21 protein-coding genes, 1 tRNA gene and 4 pseudogenes are annotated in these 19,588 nt (G+C 56.6%); 17 read left to right on the top strand and 9 right to left on the bottom strand.

What is annotated here, in order from left to right; all coding sequences use genetic code 11:
* The first annotated feature begins 76 nt into the window (after positions 1–76).
* Positions 77–385 carry a hypothetical protein gene (locus ACI512_RS25000; protein ID WP_015884937.1) on the top strand — a complete coding sequence of 103 codons (309 nt, stop codon included), beginning with the start codon at positions 77–79 and terminating at the stop codon, positions 383–385.
* Between the two features lie 144 nt (positions 386–529).
* Complete coding sequence (locus ACI512_RS24995) at positions 530–850, top strand: I78 family peptidase inhibitor (RefSeq protein WP_015884936.1); 321 nt, start codon at positions 530–532, stop codon at positions 848–850.
* A gap of 73 nt (positions 851–923) precedes the next feature.
* On the opposite strand, the gene ACI512_RS24990 is transcribed toward ACI512_RS24995, so the two are convergent.
* Positions 924–1,136 carry a cold-shock protein gene (locus ACI512_RS24990; RefSeq protein WP_003234260.1) on the bottom strand — a complete coding sequence of 71 codons (213 nt, stop codon included), beginning with the start codon at positions 1,134–1,136 and terminating at the stop codon, positions 924–926.
* A 289-nt stretch (positions 1,137–1,425) separates the two neighbouring features.
* A complete protein-coding gene (locus tag ACI512_RS24985; RefSeq protein ID WP_015884935.1) occupies positions 1,426–1,740 on the bottom strand; it encodes a hypothetical protein in 315 nt (104 codons plus the stop codon).
* Between the two features lie 367 nt (positions 1,741–2,107).
* On the opposite strand from ACI512_RS24985, the gene thrS reads away from it, so the two are divergent.
* The 9 genes from thrS to ACI512_RS24940 all read left to right on the top strand — a co-directional run bounded on the left by thrS (position 2,108) and on the right by ACI512_RS24940 (position 9,564).
* Positions 2,108–4,030 carry a threonine--tRNA ligase gene (gene thrS, locus ACI512_RS24980; protein WP_093541207.1) on the top strand — a complete coding sequence of 641 codons (1,923 nt, stop codon included), beginning with the start codon at positions 2,108–2,110 and terminating at the stop codon, positions 4,028–4,030.
* Positions 4,030–4,581 carry a translation initiation factor IF-3 gene (gene infC / locus ACI512_RS24975; RefSeq protein WP_015884933.1) on the top strand — a complete coding sequence of 184 codons (552 nt, stop codon included), beginning with the start codon at positions 4,030–4,032 and terminating at the stop codon, positions 4,579–4,581. The genes thrS and infC overlap by 1 nt, the downstream gene beginning before the upstream one ends.
* A gap of 60 nt (positions 4,582–4,641) precedes the next feature.
* Positions 4,642–4,836 (top strand): 50S ribosomal protein L35, encoded by a 195-nt coding sequence (gene rpmI / locus ACI512_RS24970; protein WP_002553160.1) that lies wholly within the window; start codon positions 4,642–4,644, stop codon positions 4,834–4,836.
* A gap of 30 nt (positions 4,837–4,866) precedes the next feature.
* Positions 4,867–5,223 (top strand): 50S ribosomal protein L20, encoded by a 357-nt coding sequence (gene rplT / locus ACI512_RS24965; RefSeq protein ID WP_003174975.1) that lies wholly within the window; start codon positions 4,867–4,869, stop codon positions 5,221–5,223.
* A 109-nt stretch (positions 5,224–5,332) separates the two neighbouring features.
* Positions 5,333–6,349: a phenylalanine--tRNA ligase subunit alpha gene (pheS, locus tag ACI512_RS24960; protein ID WP_003192486.1), complete on the top strand. Its 1,017-nt coding sequence runs from the start codon at positions 5,333–5,335 to the stop codon at positions 6,347–6,349.
* Between the two features lie 26 nt (positions 6,350–6,375).
* Entirely contained in the window at positions 6,376–8,754 is a 2,379-nt protein-coding gene (gene pheT / locus ACI512_RS24955; RefSeq protein WP_236381788.1) for a phenylalanine--tRNA ligase subunit beta, read from the top strand.
* Between the two features lie 3 nt (positions 8,755–8,757).
* Positions 8,758–9,060 (top strand): integration host factor subunit alpha, encoded by a 303-nt coding sequence (gene ihfA, locus ACI512_RS24950; RefSeq protein ID WP_002553164.1) that lies wholly within the window; start codon positions 8,758–8,760, stop codon positions 9,058–9,060.
* On the top strand, positions 9,041–9,397 hold the full coding sequence (locus tag ACI512_RS24945; RefSeq protein ID WP_003174972.1) for a MerR family transcriptional regulator: 357 nt from the start codon (positions 9,041–9,043) through the stop codon (positions 9,395–9,397). Before ihfA ends, ACI512_RS24945 begins: the two co-directional genes overlap by 20 nt.
* Positions 9,398–9,487: 90 nt before the next feature.
* A tRNA-Pro gene (locus ACI512_RS24940) sits at positions 9,488–9,564 on the top strand.
* A 333-nt stretch (positions 9,565–9,897) separates the two neighbouring features.
* Here ACI512_RS24940 and ACI512_RS24935 read toward each other — a convergent pair.
* Positions 9,898–10,398, bottom strand: coding sequence for a GAF domain-containing protein (locus ACI512_RS24935; RefSeq protein WP_046035340.1), 501 nt, complete (start codon positions 10,396–10,398; stop codon positions 9,898–9,900).
* 88 nt (positions 10,399–10,486) lie between these two features.
* A complete protein-coding gene (locus ACI512_RS24930; protein WP_064053370.1) occupies positions 10,487–12,112 on the bottom strand; it encodes a methyl-accepting chemotaxis protein in 1,626 nt (541 codons plus the stop codon).
* Positions 12,113–12,710: 598 nt separating this feature from the next.
* On the opposite strand from ACI512_RS24930, the gene ACI512_RS24925 reads away from it, so the two are divergent.
* Positions 12,711–12,914: a hypothetical protein gene (locus ACI512_RS24925; RefSeq protein WP_122810216.1), complete on the top strand. Its 204-nt coding sequence runs from the start codon at positions 12,711–12,713 to the stop codon at positions 12,912–12,914.
* A gap of 15 nt (positions 12,915–12,929) precedes the next feature.
* Here ACI512_RS24925 and ACI512_RS24920 read toward each other — a convergent pair whose 3' ends face one another.
* Both ACI512_RS24920 and ACI512_RS24915 read right to left on the bottom strand, forming a co-directional pair.
* Positions 12,930–13,175 carry a hypothetical protein gene (locus tag ACI512_RS24920; protein ID WP_046036918.1) on the bottom strand — a complete coding sequence of 82 codons (246 nt, stop codon included), beginning with the start codon at positions 13,173–13,175 and terminating at the stop codon, positions 12,930–12,932.
* 521 nt (positions 13,176–13,696) lie between these two features.
* Positions 13,697–13,915, bottom strand: a pseudogene (locus ACI512_RS24915) (winged helix-turn-helix domain-containing protein); the annotation flags it as partial.
* Here ACI512_RS24915 and ACI512_RS24910 point away from each other — a divergent pair.
* Positions 13,912–14,283, top strand: a pseudogene (locus ACI512_RS24910) (TolC family protein); the annotation flags it as partial. The pseudogenes ACI512_RS24915 and ACI512_RS24910 overlap by 4 nt on opposite strands.
* Before the next feature lie 209 nt (positions 14,284–14,492).
* On the opposite strand, the gene ACI512_RS24905 reads toward ACI512_RS24910, so the two are convergent.
* Complete coding sequence (locus ACI512_RS24905; RefSeq protein ID WP_236381793.1) at positions 14,493–16,025, bottom strand: diguanylate cyclase; 1,533 nt, start codon at positions 16,023–16,025, stop codon at positions 14,493–14,495.
* Between the two features lie 99 nt (positions 16,026–16,124).
* On the opposite strand from ACI512_RS24905, the gene ACI512_RS24900 reads away from it, so the two are divergent.
* Positions 16,125–16,289 carry a hypothetical protein gene (locus ACI512_RS24900; protein WP_236381795.1) on the top strand — a complete coding sequence of 55 codons (165 nt, stop codon included), beginning with the start codon at positions 16,125–16,127 and terminating at the stop codon, positions 16,287–16,289.
* 1 nt (position 16,290) lies between these two features.
* Here the strand turns inward: ACI512_RS24900 and ACI512_RS24895 are convergent.
* Positions 16,291–17,332, bottom strand: a pseudogene (locus ACI512_RS24895) (zinc-dependent alcohol dehydrogenase family protein).
* A 185-nt stretch (positions 17,333–17,517) separates the two neighbouring features.
* Here ACI512_RS24895 and ACI512_RS24890 point away from each other — a divergent pair.
* Positions 17,518–18,000, top strand: coding sequence for an Lrp/AsnC family transcriptional regulator (locus ACI512_RS24890; RefSeq protein ID WP_064053347.1), 483 nt, complete (start codon positions 17,518–17,520; stop codon positions 17,998–18,000).
* A 23-nt stretch (positions 18,001–18,023) separates the two neighbouring features.
* Here ACI512_RS24890 and ACI512_RS24885 read toward each other — a convergent pair.
* Positions 18,024–18,274 (bottom strand): annotated as a pseudogene (locus ACI512_RS24885) (BamA/TamA family outer membrane protein); the annotation flags it as partial.
* A 15-nt stretch (positions 18,275–18,289) separates the two neighbouring features.
* Here ACI512_RS24885 and ACI512_RS24880 point away from each other — a divergent pair.
* Together ACI512_RS24880 and ACI512_RS24875 are read left to right on the top strand one after the other, a co-directional pair.
* Positions 18,290–18,589 carry a hypothetical protein gene (locus ACI512_RS24880; RefSeq protein WP_236381800.1) on the top strand — a complete coding sequence of 100 codons (300 nt, stop codon included), beginning with the start codon at positions 18,290–18,292 and terminating at the stop codon, positions 18,587–18,589.
* Between the two features lie 277 nt (positions 18,590–18,866).
* The gene (locus tag ACI512_RS24875) at positions 18,867–19,535 is read left to right on the top strand and encodes a GntR family transcriptional regulator (protein ID WP_236381802.1); all 669 of its coding nucleotides are present in this window, start codon (positions 18,867–18,869) and stop codon (positions 19,533–19,535) included.
* Positions 19,536–19,588: the final 53 nt, after the last annotated feature.

Below are 19,588 nucleotides of genomic sequence, written 5' to 3'. Positions count from 1 at the left end.
TTAGGCATGAGGCGATTCGGAATGACGCTCGCGCTGTGCGACACTGGCCGCCTGTTTAATTGCCGGGGAACACCGCGTGCAGATCGACTTGAACAACCCCGAGAACCTGACGCTGGCGAATGTGCGCCAGCTTCTCGCCAGTGCTAATGACGACGAACATGCCCAACTGCGGGTGACCCAGGCCGGAATCGCCTATATCTCCTCAGGGAAGGTGGTGGGCGGTGTGGACATCGACGGGCTGCTGTTTCGCCTGGAGACCTGGGCCAAGGGCTCCGGATACGTAGGGAATGTGGCCGCCAGCGACGAAGTCTGGGTGACGCAGATCTTCAATGCACTGAAGGAAAACTGGCCGAAGCCGGCGTCTGACTACATCGACATCTACTGATTTCGTTCATATCTGGTCACGATTGACCGGGCGAATGCCTGCCGAGAGTCAGGCAGACTTGCCCTGCGGCGGTTTACGTCTTGAAACCAATCCGCCCAATCGCTGTCGCACGATCTCTGTCCATTTTTTATCATAGGAGGCTTCATGCCTTGGAAGCTCGCATCATTCGGTACTTTGTTGGCAGCACTCGCGTTGGCGGGTTGCAGCACCCCGGGTGCCTCTGAGCCAGCCAAAGACGCCGCCGTGGCCGATACCGGTCATAGCCGCTGTGAGTCGAAGGCCGCCGAATTCACTATCGGCCAGAAAGCTTCGCCCCAATTGCTGGAGCAGGCGCGTACCCGCGCCGGTGCGCAGAATGCACGGATCCTCAAGCCTAACGACATGATCACGCTGGAATACCGTTCCGACCGCCTGAACCTGAACACCGATGACAACCTGGTGATCACGCGAGTCAATTGCGGCTAGGTCTTTCAAGGCTTTTGCAGCGCCCATAAAAAACCCCGTCACATGGACGGGGTTTTTTTAGCTCAGCGGAGAATTACTCGCCGCGAACCTGTGCAGCTTGCATACCCTTTTGGCCTTTCTCAGCCACGAAGGAAACGGTTTGGCCTTCTTTCAGGCTTTTGAAACCGTCGCTTTCGATAGCTTTGAAGTGTACGAACAGGTCGTCACCGCCACCTTGAGGAGTGATGAAGCCGAAGCCTTTTTCATCGTTGAACCATTTAACGGTGCCGGTTTGGCGATTAGACATGGTGTATCTCCAAGAAACATATATTTTCAGTAGTGCTGTGCTGCTCAGGCCAACTGGGCACACCGGGCTATCATAGTCGAAATGTTCGGCTTGGGAGCCCCCCCAAGGCATTGTTTGCTAATCAATAGCGTTGCGTTTAGTGCCTGATCCGGCTGAAAGCCCCGATCTACGGGGCTTTGGCTCGAAATATCAACTGGTAAAAAAAGCCGTAAAAGCTGCGTAATTTGTGAGAAACGGCAGTTTTAAGCCTGTTTTACCGCCAAAAAAGCCGTGAGATCAGCGGCAAATCTTACTTTTTCTTCACGACTTTGCAGGACGAAATAGCCGCGACTGCCTTGTTTTTCAGCTCCGGGCTGGCGTTCTGGTTGGTCATGAGCTCTTTGATTTCCGCAGTGCTCAATTCGGCGTTGATCTTGTCAGCGCCACATTCGCAGTGGGCTTTGGCAGTTTTGGCGTCCACGTTCTGGCTGGCGGCTGCGCTGCAATCGCTGACGAAGCTGTCACGGGCACCGGCTGGCCAGTTCGACGGGGCTGCTGCCTGCGCGCCGAGGGAAAGGAGGGTCAGGGAAGCGGCGAGAGCGAGGGTGGAGGTAAAACGCATCATGAGGATGCTCCTTTGGGTCGAGGACGAACGGCGATTCTCAGTGGGTTTGAGGCATTGCGTACAGCTCAAGTTCACTTTTGCAGCTATAAAGGCTGGAATTTGTCTTTACGCAAGATAGCAGCCCCGCGATGACCGTTCATCTGTGCTAGGATCTTGCGCTTGGCTATTTCCAGGCGCGCCAATTGCTGCCTTGCCATGTTCTTTTTAGCTCACTCCAGTCACTCTGGTTCGATTATCGGTTGGCCGAAAGGCTCCTGCCGCTGTAAGGCAGGCGTTCATCACTGAACGGCCTGGTGTTGGATCTTGTACTGGCTCATCCCAACCCACGTGACCTTTGGTAGGGGTCACCACTAGGAGAGGAGGCGCCATGCCAACTATTACTCTTCCCGACGGCAGTCAACGTTCATTCGATCACTCGGTTTCCGTAGCCGAGGTCGCCGCATCCATTGGTGCAGGCCTGGCCAAGGCCACCGTGGCCGGCAAGGTCGACGGCAAGCTGGTTGACGCCAGCGACCTGATCACCAACGACGCCAGCCTGCAAATCATCACGCCCAAGGACCAAGAGGGGCTGGAGATCATTCGCCACTCTTGCGCTCACTTGATTGGCCACGCGGTCAAGCAGCTGTATCCAACCGCGAAGATGGTAATCGGCCCGGTCATCGACGAAGGCTTCTATTACGACATCGCCTACGAGCGTCCTTTTACCCCGGACGATCTGGCCGCCATCGAACAACGCATGCACGCGCTGATCGAAAAAGATTACGACGTGATCAAGAAAGTCACGCCGCGCGCCGAAGTGATCGACGTGTTCACCGCCCGTGGCGAAGACTACAAGCTGCGCCTGGTGGAAGACATGCCGGACGAGCAGGCCATGGGCCTGTACTACCACGAAGAATACGTCGACATGTGCCGTGGCCCGCACGTGCCGAACACACGCTTCCTCAAGTCCTTCAAGCTGACCAAGCTGTCCGGCGCCTACTGGCGTGGCGACGCGAAGAACGAGCAACTGCAGCGGATCTACGGCACTGCCTGGGCTGACAAGAAGCAGCTGGCAGCCTACATCCAGCGCATCGAAGAAGCCGAAAAACGCGACCATCGCAAGATCGGCAAGCGCCTGAACCTGTTCCACCTCCAGGAAGAAGCGCCGGGCATGGTGTTCTGGCACCCCAACGGCTGGACCCTGTACCAGGTACTCGAGCAGTACATGCGCAAGGTTCAGCGCGAAAACGGCTACCTGGAGATCAAGACTCCCCAGGTCGTTGACCGCAGCCTGTGGGAGAAATCCGGGCACTGGGCCAACTACGCCGACAACATGTTCACCACCCAGTCGGAAAACCGCGATTACGCCATCAAGCCAATGAACTGCCCATGCCACGTGCAGGTGTTCAACCAGGGCCTGAAGAGCTACCGCGAGCTGCCGATGCGCCTGGCCGAGTTTGGTGCCTGTCACCGTAACGAGCCGTCGGGTGCGCTGCACGGCATCATGCGTGTGCGTGGCTTCACCCAGGACGACGCCCACATCTTCTGCACTGAAGAGCAGATGCAGGCCGAATCCGCGGCGTTCATCAAGCTGACCATGGACGTTTATCGCGATTTCGGCTTCACCGAAGTTGAGATGAAACTGTCCACTCGTCCGGAAAAGCGCGTCGGCTCCGACGAGCTGTGGGATCGCGCCGAAGCTGCATTGGCCGCAGCGCTGGACAGTGCGGGGCTTGCGTACGACCTGCAGCCGGGTGAGGGCGCGTTCTACGGGCCGAAGATCGAGTTCTCGCTGAAAGATTGCCTTGGCCGCGTCTGGCAGTGTGGTACCCTGCAGCTCGATTTTAACCTGCCGATCCGTCTGGGAGCCGAATACGTCTCCGAAGACAACAGCCGTAAACACCCGGTTATGCTGCACCGGGCGATCCTCGGCTCGTTCGAACGGTTCGTCGGGATCCTGATCGAGCACTACGAGGGTGCATTCCCTGCGTGGCTGGCGCCGACTCAGGCAGTGATCATGAATATCACTGATAAACAGGCAGATTTTGCCGCTGAAGTTGAAAAAACACTCAACGAAAGCGGATTTCGTGCCAAGTCCGACTTGAGAAATGAAAAGATCGGCTTTAAAATCCGCGAGCATACTTTGCTCAAGGTTCCCTATCTCTTGGTTATCGGAGATCGGGAAGTCGAGATGCAGACTGTCGCTGTGCGTACTCGTGAAGGTGCTGACCTGGGCTCGATGCCCGTCGCCCAGTTCGCTGAGTTCCTCGCGCAAGCGGTTTCCCGGCGTGGTCGCCCAGATTCGGAGTAATTATTATTAAGCGTGAAATGAGACAAGATAAACGAGCTGCACCGAAAGCCCCGATCAACGAGAATATCTCGGCACGCGAGGTTCGGTTAATTGGCGCTGACGGCGAGCAGATTGGCATCGTCTCGATTGATGAAGCGCTTCGTATTGCTGAAGAGTCCAAATTGGACTTGGTGGAAATTTCCGCCGATGCAATCCCACCCGTTTGCCGGGTGATGGACTACGGCAAGTCGATCTTCGAAAAGAAGAAGCAGGTTGCCGCAGCGAAGAAGAACCAGAAGCAGATTCAAGTAAAAGAAATCAAGTTTCGTCCAGGGACGGAGGAAGGGGATTACCAGGTAAAACTGCGCAACCTGGTACGTTTCCTGAGTGATGGGGACAGGGCCAAGGTATCCTTGCGATTCCGCGGCCGTGAGATGGCCCACCAGGAGCTGGGGATGGAACTCCTCAAGCGGGTTGAAGCTGACCTGCTGGAGTACGGTTCCGTCGAGCAGCATCCTAAGATGGAAGGACGCCAGCTGATCATGGTCATCGCCCCGAAAAAGAAGAAGTAATCAACAGGGCACGGCAGGCCTTCTGATTATGTTTATCAACTGAATGCGGAGTATCCGAACATGCCAAAGATGAAGACTAAAAGTGGTGCTGCTAAGCGGTTTCTGAAAACTGCTAACGGTATCAAGCACAAGCACGCTTTCAAGAGCCACATCCTGACCAAAATGTCGACCAAGCGTAAGCGTCAACTGCGCGGTAGCAGCTTGCTGCATCCGTCTGACGTGGCAAAAGTCGAGCGCATGCTGCGCCTTCGTTAATTTTTGGATCAAGAATAGAGGAAGTAACTCATGGCTCGTGTAAAGCGTGGCGTCATTGCCCGTAAACGTCACAAAAAAATTCTGAAACTTGCTAAAGGCTACTACGGCGCGCGTTCACGCGTATTCCGTGTTGCCAAGCAAGCGGTAATCAAGGCAGGCCAATACGCCTACCGCGACCGTCGTCAGAAAAAACGTCAGTTCCGCGCTCTGTGGATCGCTCGTATCAACGCCGGTGCACGTGTTAACGGTCTGTCCTACAGCCGTTTCATCGCTGGCCTGAAAAAAGCGTCCATCGAAATCGACCGTAAGGTTCTGGCTGAACTGGCCGTGAACGAAAAAGCGGTGTTTGCTGCGATTGTCGAGAAAGCTAAAGCCACCTTGGCTTAAGTACCCCCGACAGTCACCCTGGGCTACTCCTGTAGTCCACGGTGGTAAACGTCATAAATAGGGGAAGAGCCTTCAAGCTCTTCCCCTATTTTGTATCTGGAGTCTGTACATGGAAAACCTGGACGCGCTCGTTGCTCAAGCCCTTGAGGCAGTGCAAAGCGCTGAAGATGTAAATGCCCTGGAGCAAATCCGGGTTCACTACCTTGGAAAAAAAGGTGAATTGACTCAGGTGATGAAGACCCTGGGGAATTTGCCGGCTGAAGAGCGTCCGCAAGTCGGTGCGCTGATCAACGTCGCCAAGGAGCGTGTCACAGAGGTTCTCAATGCGCGCAAGGCGTCGCTCGAGGAGGCCGATCTTGCGGCCAAGCTCGCCGCCGAGTCCATTGACGTAACCCTGCCTGGCCGTGGCCAGGCCTCGGGCGGTCTGCACCCGATCACCCGGACTCTGGAACGTATCGAGCAGTTTTTCACCCACATTGGCTACGGCATCGCCGAAGGCCCTGAGGTCGAAGACGACTATCACAACTTCGAGGCGCTCAACATCCCAGGTCATCACCCGGCCCGGTCGATGCACGACACCTTCTATTTCAACGCGAACATGTTGTTGCGCACCCATACCTCGCCGGTGCAGGTCCGCACCATGGAAGCGAACAAGCCGCCGATTCGCATTGTCTGCCCAGGCCGTGTGTACCGCAGCGACTCCGATATCACCCACTCGCCGATGTTCCACCAGGTCGAAGGCCTGCTGGTTGATCGCGATATCAACTTCGCCGACCTCAAAGGCACCATCGAAGAATTCCTGCGGGTGTTCTTCGAGAAAGAGCTGGCGGTGCGATTCCGTCCATCGTTCTTCCCGTTCACCGAACCCTCCGCTGAAGTCGACATGGAGTGCGTGATGTGCAGCGGTAAAGGCTGCCGCGTCTGCAAACAGACCGGCTGGCTGGAAGTGATGGGCTGCGGCATGGTTCACCCCAACGTGCTGCGCATGTCCGGCATTGATCCGGAAGAGTTCTCGGGCTTTGCCTTCGGCATGGGCGTTGAGCGTCTGGCCATGCTGCGTTACGGCGTGAACGACTTGCGTCTGTTCTTCGACAACGACTTGCGGTTCCTCGCGCAATTTCGCTAGTCGTAACGAATCTTTAGGAGAGCAGGATGAAATTCAGTGAACAATGGCTGCGTGGCTGGGTAAGCCCGCAGGTAGATCGCGACGAGCTGGTTGCTCGTCTGTCGATGGCCGGTCTTGAGGTCGATAGCGTCACTCCGGCCGCCGGTGTTTTCAGCGGCGTCGTAGTGGGCGAGGTGCTGAGCACCGAGCAGCATCCCGATGCCGACAAGTTGCGTGTGTGCCAGGTCAGCAATGGCGCGGAAACCTTCCAGGTCGTGTGCGGAGCGCCTAACGTGCGCCCGGGCCTGAAGATCCCATTCGCCATGATCGGTGCCGAGCTGCCAGGCGACTTCAAGATCAAGAAAGCCAAGCTGCGTGGCGTCGAGTCCAACGGCATGCTGTGCTCCCAGGCGGAGCTGCAGGTCGGCGAGGGCAATGATGGCCTGATGGAACTGCCGGCCGATGCGCCGGTGGGCCAGGACATCCGCGTTTACCTGGAACTGGAAGACGCCAGCATCGAGGTCGACCTGACCCCGAACCGTGGCGACTGCCTGTCCCTGGCCGGCCTGGCGCGTGAAGTGGGCGCGTTGTACAACGCTCCGGTCACCCGCCCTGTGGTTGCCGCCGTGCCTGCGGTACACGATGAAGTACGCCCGATCGACGTGTTGGCGCCAAACGCCTGCCCGCGTTACCTGGGTCGTGTGATCCGTAACGTCGATCTGTCCAAGCCAACCCCGCTGTGGATGGTTGAGCGCCTGCGGCGTGCTGACGTGCGCAGCATCGACGCGGCCGTCGACATTACCAACTACGTGATGCTGGAGCTGGGCCAACCGCTGCATGCGTTCGACCTCGCCGAAATCAACGGCGGCATCCGCGTACGCATGGCGGAAGAAGGCGAGAAGCTGGTGCTGCTCGACGGCCAGGAAGTCAGCCTGCGTGCCGACACCCTGGTCATCGCCGACCACTCCCGCGCCCTGGCGATTGCCGGCGTGATGGGTGGCGAGCACAGCGGTGTGTCCGAGACCACCCGCGACGTGTTCCTTGAGAGTGCCTTCTTCGACCAGATCGCCATCGCCGGCAAAGCCCGTTCCTATGGTCTGCACACCGATGCGTCGCATCGCTACGAGCGCGGCGTGGACTGGAAGCTCGCGCGTGAAGCCATGGAGCGCGCCACTGGCCTGCTGCTGGAAATCACCGGCGGCGAAGCGGGTCCGATCACCGAAACCGTCAGCGAGCAGTACTTGCCGTCCGTTGCGCCGATCACCCTGCGCGCCAAAAGTGTCGAGCAGATGCTCGGCCTGGTCATCGCGCCGGCTGAAATCGAGCAACTGTTATCCGCTCTCGGCCTGGGTATTTCCGCAGGCGGGGAAGGGCAGTGGACCGTTGAAGTGCCAAGCCATCGCTTCGATATCAGCCTGGAAGTCGACCTGATCGAAGAACTGGCTCGCCTCTACGGCTACAACCGCCTGCCGGTTCGTTACCCGCAAGCGCGCCTGGCGCCGCAACCCAAGGCCGAGGCGCGTGCGCACCTGCCTGAGCTGCGTCGTCTGTTGGTTGCCCGTGGCTATCAGGAAGCGGTGACCTACAGCTTCATCGATCCTAAACAGTTCGAGCTGTTCAACCCTGGCGTCGAGCCGCTGCTGCTGGCGAACCCGATCTCCAACGACATGGCGGCCATGCGTTCGTCCCTGTGGCCCGGCCTGGTGAAAGCACTTTCCCATAACCTGAACCGTCAGCAAGATCGCGTGCGCATGTTCGAAAGCGGCCTGCGTTTTGTCGGCCAGCTCGACGGCCTGAAACAAGAGCCAATGCTCGCTGGCGTGGTGTGCGGTAGCCGCCTGCCGGAAGGCTGGGCGCAGGGCCGCGATGCCGTGGACTTCTTCGACGTCAAGGCTGACGTAGAAGCGGTGCTGGGCTTTGCCGGTGCTCTGGATGCCTTCACCTTCGTTCCTGGCAGCCATCCGGCATTGCACCCGGGCCAGACGGCACGTATCGAGCGCGAAGGGCGCCTGGTGGGCTTCGTCGGTGCCATTCACCCTGAACTGTCGAAAACCCTCGGTCTCGACCGTCCGGTCTTCGTCTTTGAGCTGGTCCTGGCTGAAGTCGCCTCGGGCAAAATGCCTAAATTCAGCGAGCTGTCGCGCTTCCCTGAAGTGCGCCGCGATTTGGCGCTGATCGCCGACCGCGAAGTGGCCGCCACTGCCGTTCTGGATGTAATCCGTGAAAATGCAGGGGAATGGCTGACAGACCTCAGGCTATTTGACGTCTATCAGGGTAAAGGTATTGATCCGCATAGAAAAAGCCTCGCAGTTGGCTTGACCTGGCAGCATCCATCGCGCACTCTTAATGACGATGAGGTGAATACCACGACACAAAATATCCTCACCTCGCTCGAACAAAGGTTGAACGCCACGTTAAGGAAGTGACGTATGGGGGCTTTGACGAAAGCTGAGATGGCGGAACGTCTGTACGAAGAGTTGGGTCTGAACAAACGCGAAGCCAAGGAATTGGTCGAGCTGTTTTTTGAAGAGATCAGACACGCTCTGGAAGACAACGAACAGGTCAAATTGTCCGGTTTCGGCAATTTTGACCTGCGGGACAAACGCCAGCGGCCTGGCCGCAATCCAAAAACGGGAGAAGAAATCCCGATCACGGCTCGCCGTGTGGTCACCTTTCGTCCAGGGCAGAAGTTGAAGGCCCGAGTTGAGGCTTATGCTGGAACCAAGTCATAACGACGAGCTACCCGTCATCCCAGGCAAACGCTACTTCACCATTGGTGAAGTCAGCGAGCTCTGTGCGGTAAAACCGCACGTGCTGCGCTATTGGGAGCAGGAGTTTCCTCAACTCAACCCCGTTAAACGCACCGGGAACCGTCGGTATTATCAGCGCCAGGATGTGCTGATGATCCGACAGATCCGCGCGTTGCTGTACGACCAGGGGTTCACCATCAGCGGCGCGCGCCAGCGCATGTCCGGTGATGAAGCTAAAGACGACACCACCCAATACAAGCAACTGATCCGCCAGATGATCTCCGAGCTCGAAGATGTGCTGGTGGTTCTGAAAAAGTAATTCCGGCTTTTAAAATACTTCCACATTTCAAAAGCTTGCGGTATATTCCGGATCGCTTCGTCAAGAAGCGAACCCAGTAACACGCCTAGTCGGGGCGTAGCGCAGTCCGGTAGCGCACTAGCATGGGGTGCTAGGGGTCGAGTGTTCGAATCACTCCGTCCCGACCATATTATTCAATGACTTAGCCGAACGCTTACCCGTTCGGCTTTTTCATGCGTGGGGACTTTTACGGGGGATCATCCCGACTTCCTCCTCAATAGGGTCAGCGCTGGCCATCGATGATGCACATCGCCACATTGATCCAGGATCACCAAGCGTTCATCGCCGCTCTTCATGCCTGCTTTTTCACTCCGCCCGCCGAGTCCTCAGCAGAGGGTCCGGCAGTTCGGTGAGCAACAGGTGCGTGAACGGCAGATCGCCAATGAACGGGCAAAGCTGCTCGATAGGGGAAGCGGGAAGGCCGATGGATGCCACGGATCCAGCCAGTGGCTGCGACGTGTCTAATTCAGCAGCGGATTAGTGAAAAAAACGCATCCGATCAACCTGGCAAATAAAACCAAAGTCTCCTCCAGATCTGGATCTTCAAATAATATTGAGCGTGAATCCAGGGCGCATAGAGCACCAAATAGCCGTCCATCGGGAAGGAAGATAGGGACGCCGGCATAGCTTTCGATCGCATACCGTTTAACTACCGCACGACTTGAGTACCTGCCGTCTTCGCTGACTTTAGGAATAAACAGTGCCTTAGGGTCTCTCCGGAGCTCGCTGCAAAGCGTGATTTCTAGCGCTAGCGTATCACCCGTCTCTATCCCCATATGCAGCGGGTCGTAAGCTGAGCAGACGACCCAGTCTGCTTCGGTGAATTTCGCAATCCCGGCAAACCGCATGCCCGTAATCCGTGTAACGAGCTTTAAAATGCTAGTGGTAGCCTCAATCTCAGCCAACGCTGATCGCTCATCTGAATTAAGCACAGCGTGCAAGGTGATTTCGGGCTTGTCCATATTTCACCTATGCTGTGTTTAGCGGGGCGCGTCGCATTGGCGTGAGAGAGAACCTGCCACACACCTAAAATTGCGTTCCAGCGATTTCCTAGGTTCTGAATCTAAGAACCAAATCGTTTAAGTTGACGGCCAGGCGAGAAAGTTCGTTGCTCGCGGTCAGTGTTTGGCGAGTGCCTTCACTGCTCTGTACTGCAAGGTCGCGGATGCTTATCAGGCTGCGATCAACATCCCGCGCCACGTGAGCTTGCTCCTCTGAGGCGGTTGCAATCTGGATATTGCGGTCGTTAATTTCAAGCACCGAATCGATAATTTGGCGCAGCGATTGGCCTGCATGTTCTGCAGTGTCTCGCGTGCTATAGACCTCGGACGTGCTCTTTTGCATTGATTCGACCGCGGCAGAAGAGCCTGCTTGAATCGTGGATATCATCTGTTCAATTTCTTGCGTCGATGTTTGTGTTCGGTGTGCCAGCGCTCGAACTTCATCTGCGACTACTGCAAAACCGCGACCCTGTTCTCCTGCACGAGCCGCTTCAATGGCGGCATTCAAGGCAAGCAGGTTGGTTTGCTCAGCAATTGCCCTTATCACACTTAGGACTTTGCTAATGTCTTGAGCTTGGGCTGCCAGTTCTTTCACCTGATCCGATGACACTTCAACCAAGCCCGTCAACCCGCGCATCGCCGTTAATGTTTCAGTGACTTTTTGATTGCCGAGGTCTGCGGCGATGCTCGACTGCATTGCGGCTTCAGAGGTGGAGTTGGCGTTCCGGGCAACCTCTTCGACCGCGGCACTCATTTCAGTGACCGCGGTGGCGGCTTGCTCTATTTCGCTGTTCTGCTGCTGAAGTGTGCGATCAGCACTTTCAGTAATCGAGGTCATTTCAACGGCAGCGGTACTCAGCTGGGACGACGCTCCTGAGATTTCTAAAATGGTGTGTCGTAAGTTTTTCTGCATCAGATTGAGTGCATGCATCAAGCGCGAAGCTTCATCTGAACCTGTTACTTCAAGATCATGGGTAAGGTCGCCCGCAGCGATATCCTCCGCCAACTTAAGGGATGAGCTGATGGGGCTGACGATGCTGTTAGTGAACAAAACAGCCAGTACGATGGTTAAGATAAACGCCACGATCAGCACCGCTACCAACACTTGGACGCTATGGTTGTATACGTTGGTAGCGTCCACACCAGACGCCACGGCCTGGCGTGCATTTTGCTCGCGCAGAAGTGTCAGTTGCTCTTGATAGACGGTGGCTCTTTGCGCTTGGTCAGTATTGGCAAAAATAACCGCTTGATCATGGTCGGATGAATCCATTGCAATGACTTTTCTGAGGCCGTCGATATAGGCAGTCATAGCCTCGTTGGCTTTTGCGAACTGGATTTCGTCTTGCTCCCCAGACATCAGGTGCGCGCGATAATAATCAGTCTTCGACTGAAGTGTCTGTATTGCTTCTTGGACCTTTGCCAGCGAGAAATCATGCACATCGCGGGTGGTGCTTGAGAGCATGCGAATACTTTCAAGGCGGGCGTGAAGGAGGGCGATTTGGATATCGTCAATGACCTGGATACTGGGGAGGGAGTTTAGCTCGATGTTCTGTTCTGCAGCGCGTAGCCGATCAATTTGTAGATAAGAGAAGCCTGCCAAGCTGACGAGCAGGCATGTAATTAGGCCAAAGCAGACAAAAGCTCTTCGCGCGATACTCAAGGATCTTAATTTCATATAGGCCTCCGAGGGCCGGGTTTTAGTGGCGTGGCATTCCCACGTCATTTCGTTGATCACGAACAAAGGCGGCTTTTACATGCAGCACAGTGGTTTCCAGTTGCAGCTTGCGGGCTGTGCTTGAAACGAAGAATGCAAAAAAATGTATTGAGGTAATAGGTGCGCTAAATGATTGCGCGCTAATCAATTGAGGCGGCGCTTTTCGAGCACTGTGTAAGGTGGATTGGTATTGGTTTGAACTGCTGATTCCGGCAGGTGCCGAAACAACTACCACCCAGAGGACATCCTGATGACTGAAGAAAAGAACAACGAGCCCGAGCAAGAAACCCCGGCGCATTCGACTGAGAAAGAGCGCGAGCGCCTGAAGGATTTCAACAAGGACGGGATACCGCCTGGCGCATGCTGATCATCAAGCGGCGCGCTTGCAGGTGCTCGTCGCCTGGGGTGTGGTGATATCGGCAAGGGTTCCATGTCCCGGCCCCTAGGGAATAAGAATCAACCATGGCTACATGCCACCACTGGTCGGATCGACCGCCGCACAGATGAACGATTTTTGCTGGGCACCGCTCTATTTCCGCGGACATAATCAGGTGCTCAAATGCAACCATCAGCGCGGCGTTCTGCGGTAAAAGCCTGGGCAGATATCTACGCCCATGCGGTAGACGAACAGGATATTGAGGATAAATATTTCAAGTTGCTGAGGAGGGCCGACGATATGGAGAGCACCGGCCTCATCAATGGGAAGGAGTGGAGGAGGCTTGTTCGCAGAGCGGGCGAATTTCTCGCAAGTACCGCAGAATAAATGTGCAGGGGAGAGCTAGCCCGCTCTCCCTCCCTTCGACATATCGATCTCAAACACCAGTTCATCAGCAAGCTTCTGAATGCTCGGGGCATCTGCAAGCGTGGCAAGGTTGATACCTGTCGTGCAGAACATAGCGTCATGGTCGGGCTGTCGCACCAGTATGGTCGCAGTCCAGCCATTCACCAGGATGCAATCTACCTGATGCCCGGGCAGGCTCCGCTCTAAACCCTCAGTCAACGACATTTTCTTCCAGCTGTGCATGATGAGCTATCACTCGGCATTGATGTGAAGTTGACATGCCGCAGTTGAAAAAGTGCCGGCGGTTCACGGCTGGCGCAATCTCTGGCCGTCATTGCTCAGTGTGGAGCGGTGAGGGGTTGTCTACGACGTCAGCCTATGTTGAGCGTTCGCGGTTTTTCGACGAGTGACGTGTCTAGATCAAGGGTTATGAGGCTTTTAGGGTTGTCACCTCTGGTTTTGGCGATTACTCTGAAAATGTATGGATTGTTACGAATAATTTCGGAGGCGCTGGTTTTTGAGGCGCGATACTTCAGGACGAGGAACGAAACATGTTTTCACACGAAGGTCCCGCAATAGAGCTGTTGTTGTTCATTTTTGGTGTGGCAGGTCTACTTTTGGTCGCCTGGTTCATTCACCACCAACATGAGCGAAGGAACGGGAAAGGCGTTAAAAAACAACAAAATCGTAACGAGGGCCGTTCTACCTAGGGCCGCTCAATAGACTCATGTCGTTTTGTTCGGCGACCGGCGCCCAGCGGGTCGTCAGGCGCCGGACAACTGAAACCGATAGCCCACCCCATACAAGGACTCGATGGGCGTTTCCCCTGGACACGCCTGCTCCAGCTTGCGCCGCAGGTTGCGGATATGACTGTCCACCGTACGGTATGTGACCACGCGGTGGTCGGAGTAGAGTTTGTCGAGCAGTTGGTCGCGGGAAAATACCCGGCCGGCGGAACGTGCAAAAGTGCTCAGAAGTCGCAATCAGCGTGCCGATTTTTAACGGGGGGAGTAACCGCGCGGCCCTGGATTCGGCCAAGGTCGAACGCGAGATCCAGGTGCAGACCTATCAGCAAACCCTGCAGACCGCATTCCGCGAAGTGGCCGACGCGCTGGCGGTGCGCAGCACCCTGGATCGCCGAATCGCCGCACAACAGGCGCTGACCGACGCCAGCCGTAAAAGCTTCGAACTCTCGGATGCCTTGTATCGGGGCGGCTCGCAAAGCTACCTCGAAGCCCTGGATGCGCAACGCTCGCTCTACAGCGCACAACAGGACCTGATCACTCTGCGCCTGACCGAGCAGAGTAACCGCATCACGTTATACAAAGTGCTGGGGGGCGGTTGGAATTAACGGCGCTGGCACACGCACACATCACCGCAGCGATGGAACGGCCTGCGCGGATCACATCGGGCCAGTTCATTCAATGGGGAATCAACAAGGCTCATGACGGGCGATAAAGACACGTTTATTCGAAGCGCCTATCTGCAAAGCCGAGCGTTCAGGAGCAACGGCGCAAACGTAAAGGATGACGGTTGACCGGCGCCCCTGCGTTCGGTTTGTTACCCATTGGCGAGCTGGACTTGATCACGACCACTTGATTTAGCACTGTACATGGCGCTGTCCGCACGCCGAACGAAAGCGTCAAATGATTCCGATGGAATCCAAGTCGCAACGCCGAAGCTACACGTTACTTGACCGGCCTCCTCAAAGGGGAGGGCGCTGACGAGGGCTCGAAGCTTTTCCGCCAACAGCTTCGTATCGTTGAGGTCGCTTCCAGGGCAGATCAATGCAAACTCCTCCCCACCCGTTCTGCACAGAAGATCGGTTTTGCGTATTGCCGAACGTAGTCGCACACACAATGACTTCAATACGCTATCACCGCACTGATGCCCCTTGAGGTCGTTGATGCGTTTGAAGTGATCGACGTCGAACATGATCAGCGATAAGGGGCTGTGTTGCGCGTCAGCCTCAACGAGCAGGCGTTCCATCAACGCTTCGAAGTGCCGGCGGTTATACACGTCCGTCAGGTGGTCGGTAATGTTCAACAAGCGCAAGTCTTGCGTGCGCTCATCAACCAGAGAGAGCGCGCGCGCACGCTGTGTGATCAGCATGTACACCATGAGCGTCATCAGCAGCGTCAATCCTGCTCCAAACGCGACGATCAGACTGACAAGCGCTGCGTGACTGTTAGAGCTCAAAAATATCGAGCTTGGCCGAAACTGCATCGAGTAGTGCTGGTCGGCTACTTTCAACACGCGTTGAGCGTAAAGCGCCGAAGGGGCGGCTGGCGATAAGCTCTGATAAAAAATGGCGTTCGGCTGCGGCGTGTCGATCAATGACAGGGTCACGTTCAGTCGTTGCAGACTGGGTAACGGAATGCCATGTTCCATCAAGGACGCCAAGCGTATCGTCGAGACGATGAACCCCTGCAAACCATCATCGTTCAGTGAGGCCGCCGAGGACTCCTTGAAAACAGGCGCGACAAAGAAAAACCCGGTATGTCCACTGGTCATTTTCAACGGCGCCGACACGACCAGCCGGTGTGTTTCTCGTGCCTTTCTCAACAAGGCCTCGCGATCCGGGCTGGCGAGCACATCCATGCCCGGTGTTATCTTCACGTCATTGCGCTTGCACAAGTAGAGCAAGATCATGTGCTCCGGACGGCTGGTGAGGGGGGCTTCGGTCTGGGTCATGGGATCAATCTCATGATACGAAAAGTCACTCGTACCATTGAGTAGCGCTTTTTCGCGAAACGTGTGTAGATCCTGCTCGAGAATCCTCGGCACCCAGCCGTACGTTTCACCCTCTTCGACGAGAGGCGTGACAAACCCCATGAACTCCTTTTCCGTGACATCGTCGGCGTTGATGAAGAAACGCCTGACGGTGTCCAATTTCAAGTCCTGGAAAGTAAAGCGTCGCTGCAGGCGACTGAATCGCTCGTCAACCTCCAGTTGGAACGCAACGCTGACGGTGCGCTGCTCCGACCCGACGAAAAGTATCAGTACCAAGGTCGTGATGGCCACCCCAGCCAGGCACACGAGAACGCAAAGGGATACGTCGGATGCTTTGAGGGCGCTCATACGAAAGGACATCATTTCGTGTTCCTTACTCATCGCCAAAAACAACCTGCAACCACCGGGTACGCTTTTTCGAATATCGGCACGCCTGCCAACATCTTTAAAGGTTAGGCGATGAAATATTCACTGTCGCCGCAAGCGATAGGGTTACTCGGCCAGCCGGTTTTTGCCGAGCACGTTGCTTCTCCGCCGACGGCTGATCCGTACCTTGAGGAACAGCCTGGCCTGATCGATGCGCCCACTCCAACCCTGCCGGTTGTGCGGTTGCCTCCTGCATGAGCTAGAACTCGGTCACGACGGTTACGCCGGCGGTCTCGAAGCGATCCATGTTCATCAACGCGTCGATGGACTGCTCCAGGCTGATGGTTTTACCCACGAGTTTTTCCGGCGCCAGTTTTCCGGAGGTGATCATCTGGATCATGGCGTCATAACGATGTGCTTGCATGCCATGGCTGCCATAGATCTCAAGCTCGTGCGCGATGACCTTGCTCATGGGGATCGCCGGCGTGGCGTGGTCGGCAAGCATCAGGCCCACCTGGACGTGCTTGCCTCGACGGCGCAGGTTGTTGATGGAGTTGAAGCACGTGGTGGGATGGCCCAATGCATCCAGCGATACGTGGGCGCCCCCCTGGGTGATGTCCAGCACGGCTTCGGTGACGTCCGCAACGCTGTGTGCGTTCACGGTTGCAACGGCGCCGAGCGCGCGTGCCCGTTCGAGTTTTTCCGGCGAAATATCGATGGCGATGACATTCGCGCCGAGGGCCTGGGCGATCATCACGGCGGACAGGCCCACGCCTCCGCAGCCATGCACCGCCACCCACTGTCCGGCGCTGACATTGCCTTGGTCAACGACGGCGCGAAATGAAGTCGCGAAGCGGCAGCCCAGGCTCGCAGCGGTAGCAAAGTCCATGCTCTCCGGAAGCGCGACGAGGTTCAAGTCGGCCTGCTGTATACCGACGTACTCCGCAAACGACCCCCAATGAGTGAAGCCCGGTTGAAACTGCGTAGTGCAGACTTGCTGGTTACCGCTGTTGCACTCGGGACACGCGCCACACCCGGCCGACAAAGGGCACCGTTACACGGTCGCCGACCTTCCACCGGGTGATGTCCCTGCCAACCTCCGTCACGATGCCGGCAAGCTCATGCCCGGGAACATGCGGCAGTTGGATGTCCGGATCATGCCCCTTCCAACCGTGCCAGTCGCTGCGGCAGACGCCCGTGCCCCGCACCTGTACGACCACACCGTGACGCTCCGGCGTCGGGTCTTCGACGTTCATCAGGCGTGGCGGTTGGGAAAAGGCTTCATAGACAACTGCTTTCATGAAAGTCACCTCTGCTTGGGATAGACACGACGCTGTATTCGATGGGTTTCCAGTGCCGGGCGGCTCGAATCAGTGCTGATCCATTATGTGCGAATGCCTTGAAATTGCTTTTCAGATTGCAGTTGATAGTGGGTGCTGAATGAAATTAATCTTCTTGAGCCAGCACATAATTGAAAGGATCAACCATGCTTGAGCGTCTGGATAAGGTGGATATTGCAATCTCGGAGCGACTGCAGCGAGATGGGCGACTCTCGAACGTCAAGTTGGCGGAGCAACTTTCCCTCAGCGAAGCATCGTGTTGGCGTAAACAGAAACGCCTGGAGGAGTGCGGCGTGATCGAGGGGTATCAAGCCATCCTGAATCGCAGAAAACTGGGCCTGGGGGTGATGGCTTTCGTGCAGATCTCCTGCAGTGATCACAGTGAAGAAGCCACGGAAAAGTTTGAGAAAATCATAGCGTCGGCGCCACAGGTGCTCAGTTGTCACAATACAACCGGCGAGGCGGATTTTTTACTTCAAGTCGTCGCAAGCGATTTGGACAGCTACAGCAGATTCGTTGAAAAGGTGCTGAGAAAGCTCCCGGGCGTATTGAGTATCCGCTCGAACCTGTCACTGCGAGAAATGAAGACCACCCATCGTTTTCCAGTGGCCGAGCTCCTGAGTATCTGAGGACCTTGAATCAGGGCGGCGGCCTGCTTGTCGGCATTCTCAGGTGTGCGAATCGGATAAGCCAGGTTGACGCTCAATGGCCCCGCGGGCTGTACCAGATCACTCCCACCGAACTGGCCATCTGGCTCAGGTCCACACCGCCGCAGCCTTGGGTAGTGCTCAGGTAGCACTTGTCCGAATACACCGAGCCCACATCCCAGAACAGCGAAGTGCGCACGGATTTGTTGTCCTTGATGAACGGCACTGGGAACAAGTACTCCGCGCCGCCGGTGATCGAGCGGAGGTGGCAATGTTTCAGGTGCATAAAAAGGGCTTCGTGCCCGGCAGGAAGAGGGTCGACGGCCTGGTCCCGTATGATTTCTTTTGCGAAGACAACCCGGCGATCAATCTCTTCATGTTTACCGGGCCCAACCAGAACGGCACGCAGAGCGTGAAATTCCAACGCGTGCTGAAAATCATCAAGCACGCAAGCAACACCCGCAAAGTCGACTACGAAATCCTCACCGACGAAGGTGACACCTACTTCACGCGCCCGCCCGGCGCTGAAAACAGTGCGCAAACCGTCATCTACTCGGCCGAGCCGGGTTGAAAATGGCTGGTTTGCCTTGATCCGGATCTACGGGCCAAGGGCGGTGTTTCGATAGGTGCCCCGGCGTGGCCCGCCACCTGTTACGTGCGCCCACCTACGGGGCAGTTCTGAGCTGTTTGGTAGCACACGACTACGGCGTCATTGCGAGCCCTCTGTCGTCACGTCCTCGCTGTTCCATCCAAATCAATCACTTGGCCAACCTTTGCGTAATGTGGCACGTATTCTGCTTTTTTGTATTCGTGGATAATTGGATACAAAAATTCAAAAGGTGCCGTCGATGCAATTCGCCCCCGCTTATGTTGAACGTCAGCCCCTCACGGCGGAGGAGGAGGCCTACAACTTCCTGCTGGATGCCATTTGTAGCGGCCGCTACCGCAAGGGTGATCGGCTGATCGCCGAAGACATCGCTGGTGAGATCGGCATGAGCCGCATGCCGGTGCGCGAAGCCTTCCGCCGCCTGGATGCCCAAGGCCTGGTGACCCTGCGGCCCAACCGTGGCGCCATTGTCAGCGGGCTGGATATTGACGAGCTGCACGAGGTGTTCGAGATGCGCAGCGCCCTTGAGGGCTTGGCGGTGCGCGTTGCGGTGGGGCGTATCGGCGAGCGCCAGCTGGCGGCCCTCGAGCGCATGCTCGACGCGATGGACGACTACCGCGATGAAAGCGCCGCGTGGGTCAGCCGCCACCGCGCCTTCCACGAATACCTGTGCAGCCTCAGCGGCCGCCCGCGCCTGATGAAGCAGATTTGCGCGCTGTACTCGCTGGTCGAGGCCCCCATGCGCCTGTGGCTGCAACACGGCGAAAAACCCCTCAGTGCCCGCGAGGAGCACGCGGTGATCCTCGACGCGATTCGTGCCGGTGATGCCGCGCGCGCCGAAGCCGTGGTGCGCGAACACATCGAGGGTACGGTGCCGGCGCTGATCCAATTCCTGCAAAACGAACAATAAGAAAGCTGTCGTGTTTTGACGTTGATTCCTGCCCCCGTTATTCAACGAACTGG

This window comes from Pseudomonas petroselini, from assembly GCF_045037875.1.
GTDB lineage: Bacteria > Pseudomonadota > Gammaproteobacteria > Pseudomonadales > Pseudomonadaceae > Aquipseudomonas > Aquipseudomonas petroselini.
The sequence above is the reverse complement of the archived record's forward strand: the minus strand, read 5'-3'. Positions and strand labels throughout refer to the sequence as shown.

Coding starts and splice junctions, on each gene's coding strand:
- ACI512_RS24985 (WP_015884935.1), bottom strand. CDS start 1,740: ATGATGCGTTTTACCTCCACCCTCGCTCTCGCCGCTTCCCTGACCCTC.
- thrS (WP_093541207.1), top strand. CDS start 2,108: ATGCCAACTATTACTCTTCCCGACGGCAGTCAACGTTCATTCGATCAC.
- ACI512_RS24905 (WP_236381793.1), bottom strand. CDS start 16,025: ATGTCCTTTCGTATGAGCGCCCTCAAAGCATCCGACGTATCCCTTTGC.
- ACI512_RS24925 (WP_122810216.1), top strand. CDS start 12,711: ATGCAACCATCAGCGCGGCGTTCTGCGGTAAAAGCCTGGGCAGATATC.
- ACI512_RS24995 (WP_015884936.1), top strand. CDS start 530: ATGCCTTGGAAGCTCGCATCATTCGGTACTTTGTTGGCAGCACTCGCG.
- rplT (WP_003174975.1), top strand. CDS start 4,867: ATGGCTCGTGTAAAGCGTGGCGTCATTGCCCGTAAACGTCACAAAAAA.
- ACI512_RS24920 (WP_046036918.1), bottom strand. CDS start 13,175: ATGCACAGCTGGAAGAAAATGTCGTTGACTGAGGGTTTAGAGCGGAGC.
- pheS (WP_003192486.1), top strand. CDS start 5,333: ATGGAAAACCTGGACGCGCTCGTTGCTCAAGCCCTTGAGGCAGTGCAA.
- ACI512_RS24875 (WP_236381802.1), top strand. CDS start 18,867: ATGCAATTCGCCCCCGCTTATGTTGAACGTCAGCCCCTCACGGCGGAG.
- ACI512_RS24900 (WP_236381795.1), top strand. CDS start 16,125: ATGAAATATTCACTGTCGCCGCAAGCGATAGGGTTACTCGGCCAGCCG.
- ACI512_RS24880 (WP_236381800.1), top strand. CDS start 18,290: ATGTTTCAGGTGCATAAAAAGGGCTTCGTGCCCGGCAGGAAGAGGGTC.
- ihfA (WP_002553164.1), top strand. CDS start 8,758: ATGGGGGCTTTGACGAAAGCTGAGATGGCGGAACGTCTGTACGAAGAG.
- ACI512_RS24890 (WP_064053347.1), top strand. CDS start 17,518: ATGCTTGAGCGTCTGGATAAGGTGGATATTGCAATCTCGGAGCGACTG.
- ACI512_RS24945 (WP_003174972.1), top strand. CDS start 9,041: ATGCTGGAACCAAGTCATAACGACGAGCTACCCGTCATCCCAGGCAAA.
- ACI512_RS24990 (WP_003234260.1), bottom strand. CDS start 1,136: ATGTCTAATCGCCAAACCGGCACCGTTAAATGGTTCAACGATGAAAAA.
- ACI512_RS24935 (WP_046035340.1), bottom strand. CDS start 10,398: ATGGACAAGCCCGAAATCACCTTGCACGCTGTGCTTAATTCAGATGAG.
- ACI512_RS24930 (WP_064053370.1), bottom strand. CDS start 12,112: ATGAAATTAAGATCCTTGAGTATCGCGCGAAGAGCTTTTGTCTGCTTT.
- rpmI (WP_002553160.1), top strand. CDS start 4,642: ATGCCAAAGATGAAGACTAAAAGTGGTGCTGCTAAGCGGTTTCTGAAA.
- pheT (WP_236381788.1), top strand. CDS start 6,376: ATGAAATTCAGTGAACAATGGCTGCGTGGCTGGGTAAGCCCGCAGGTA.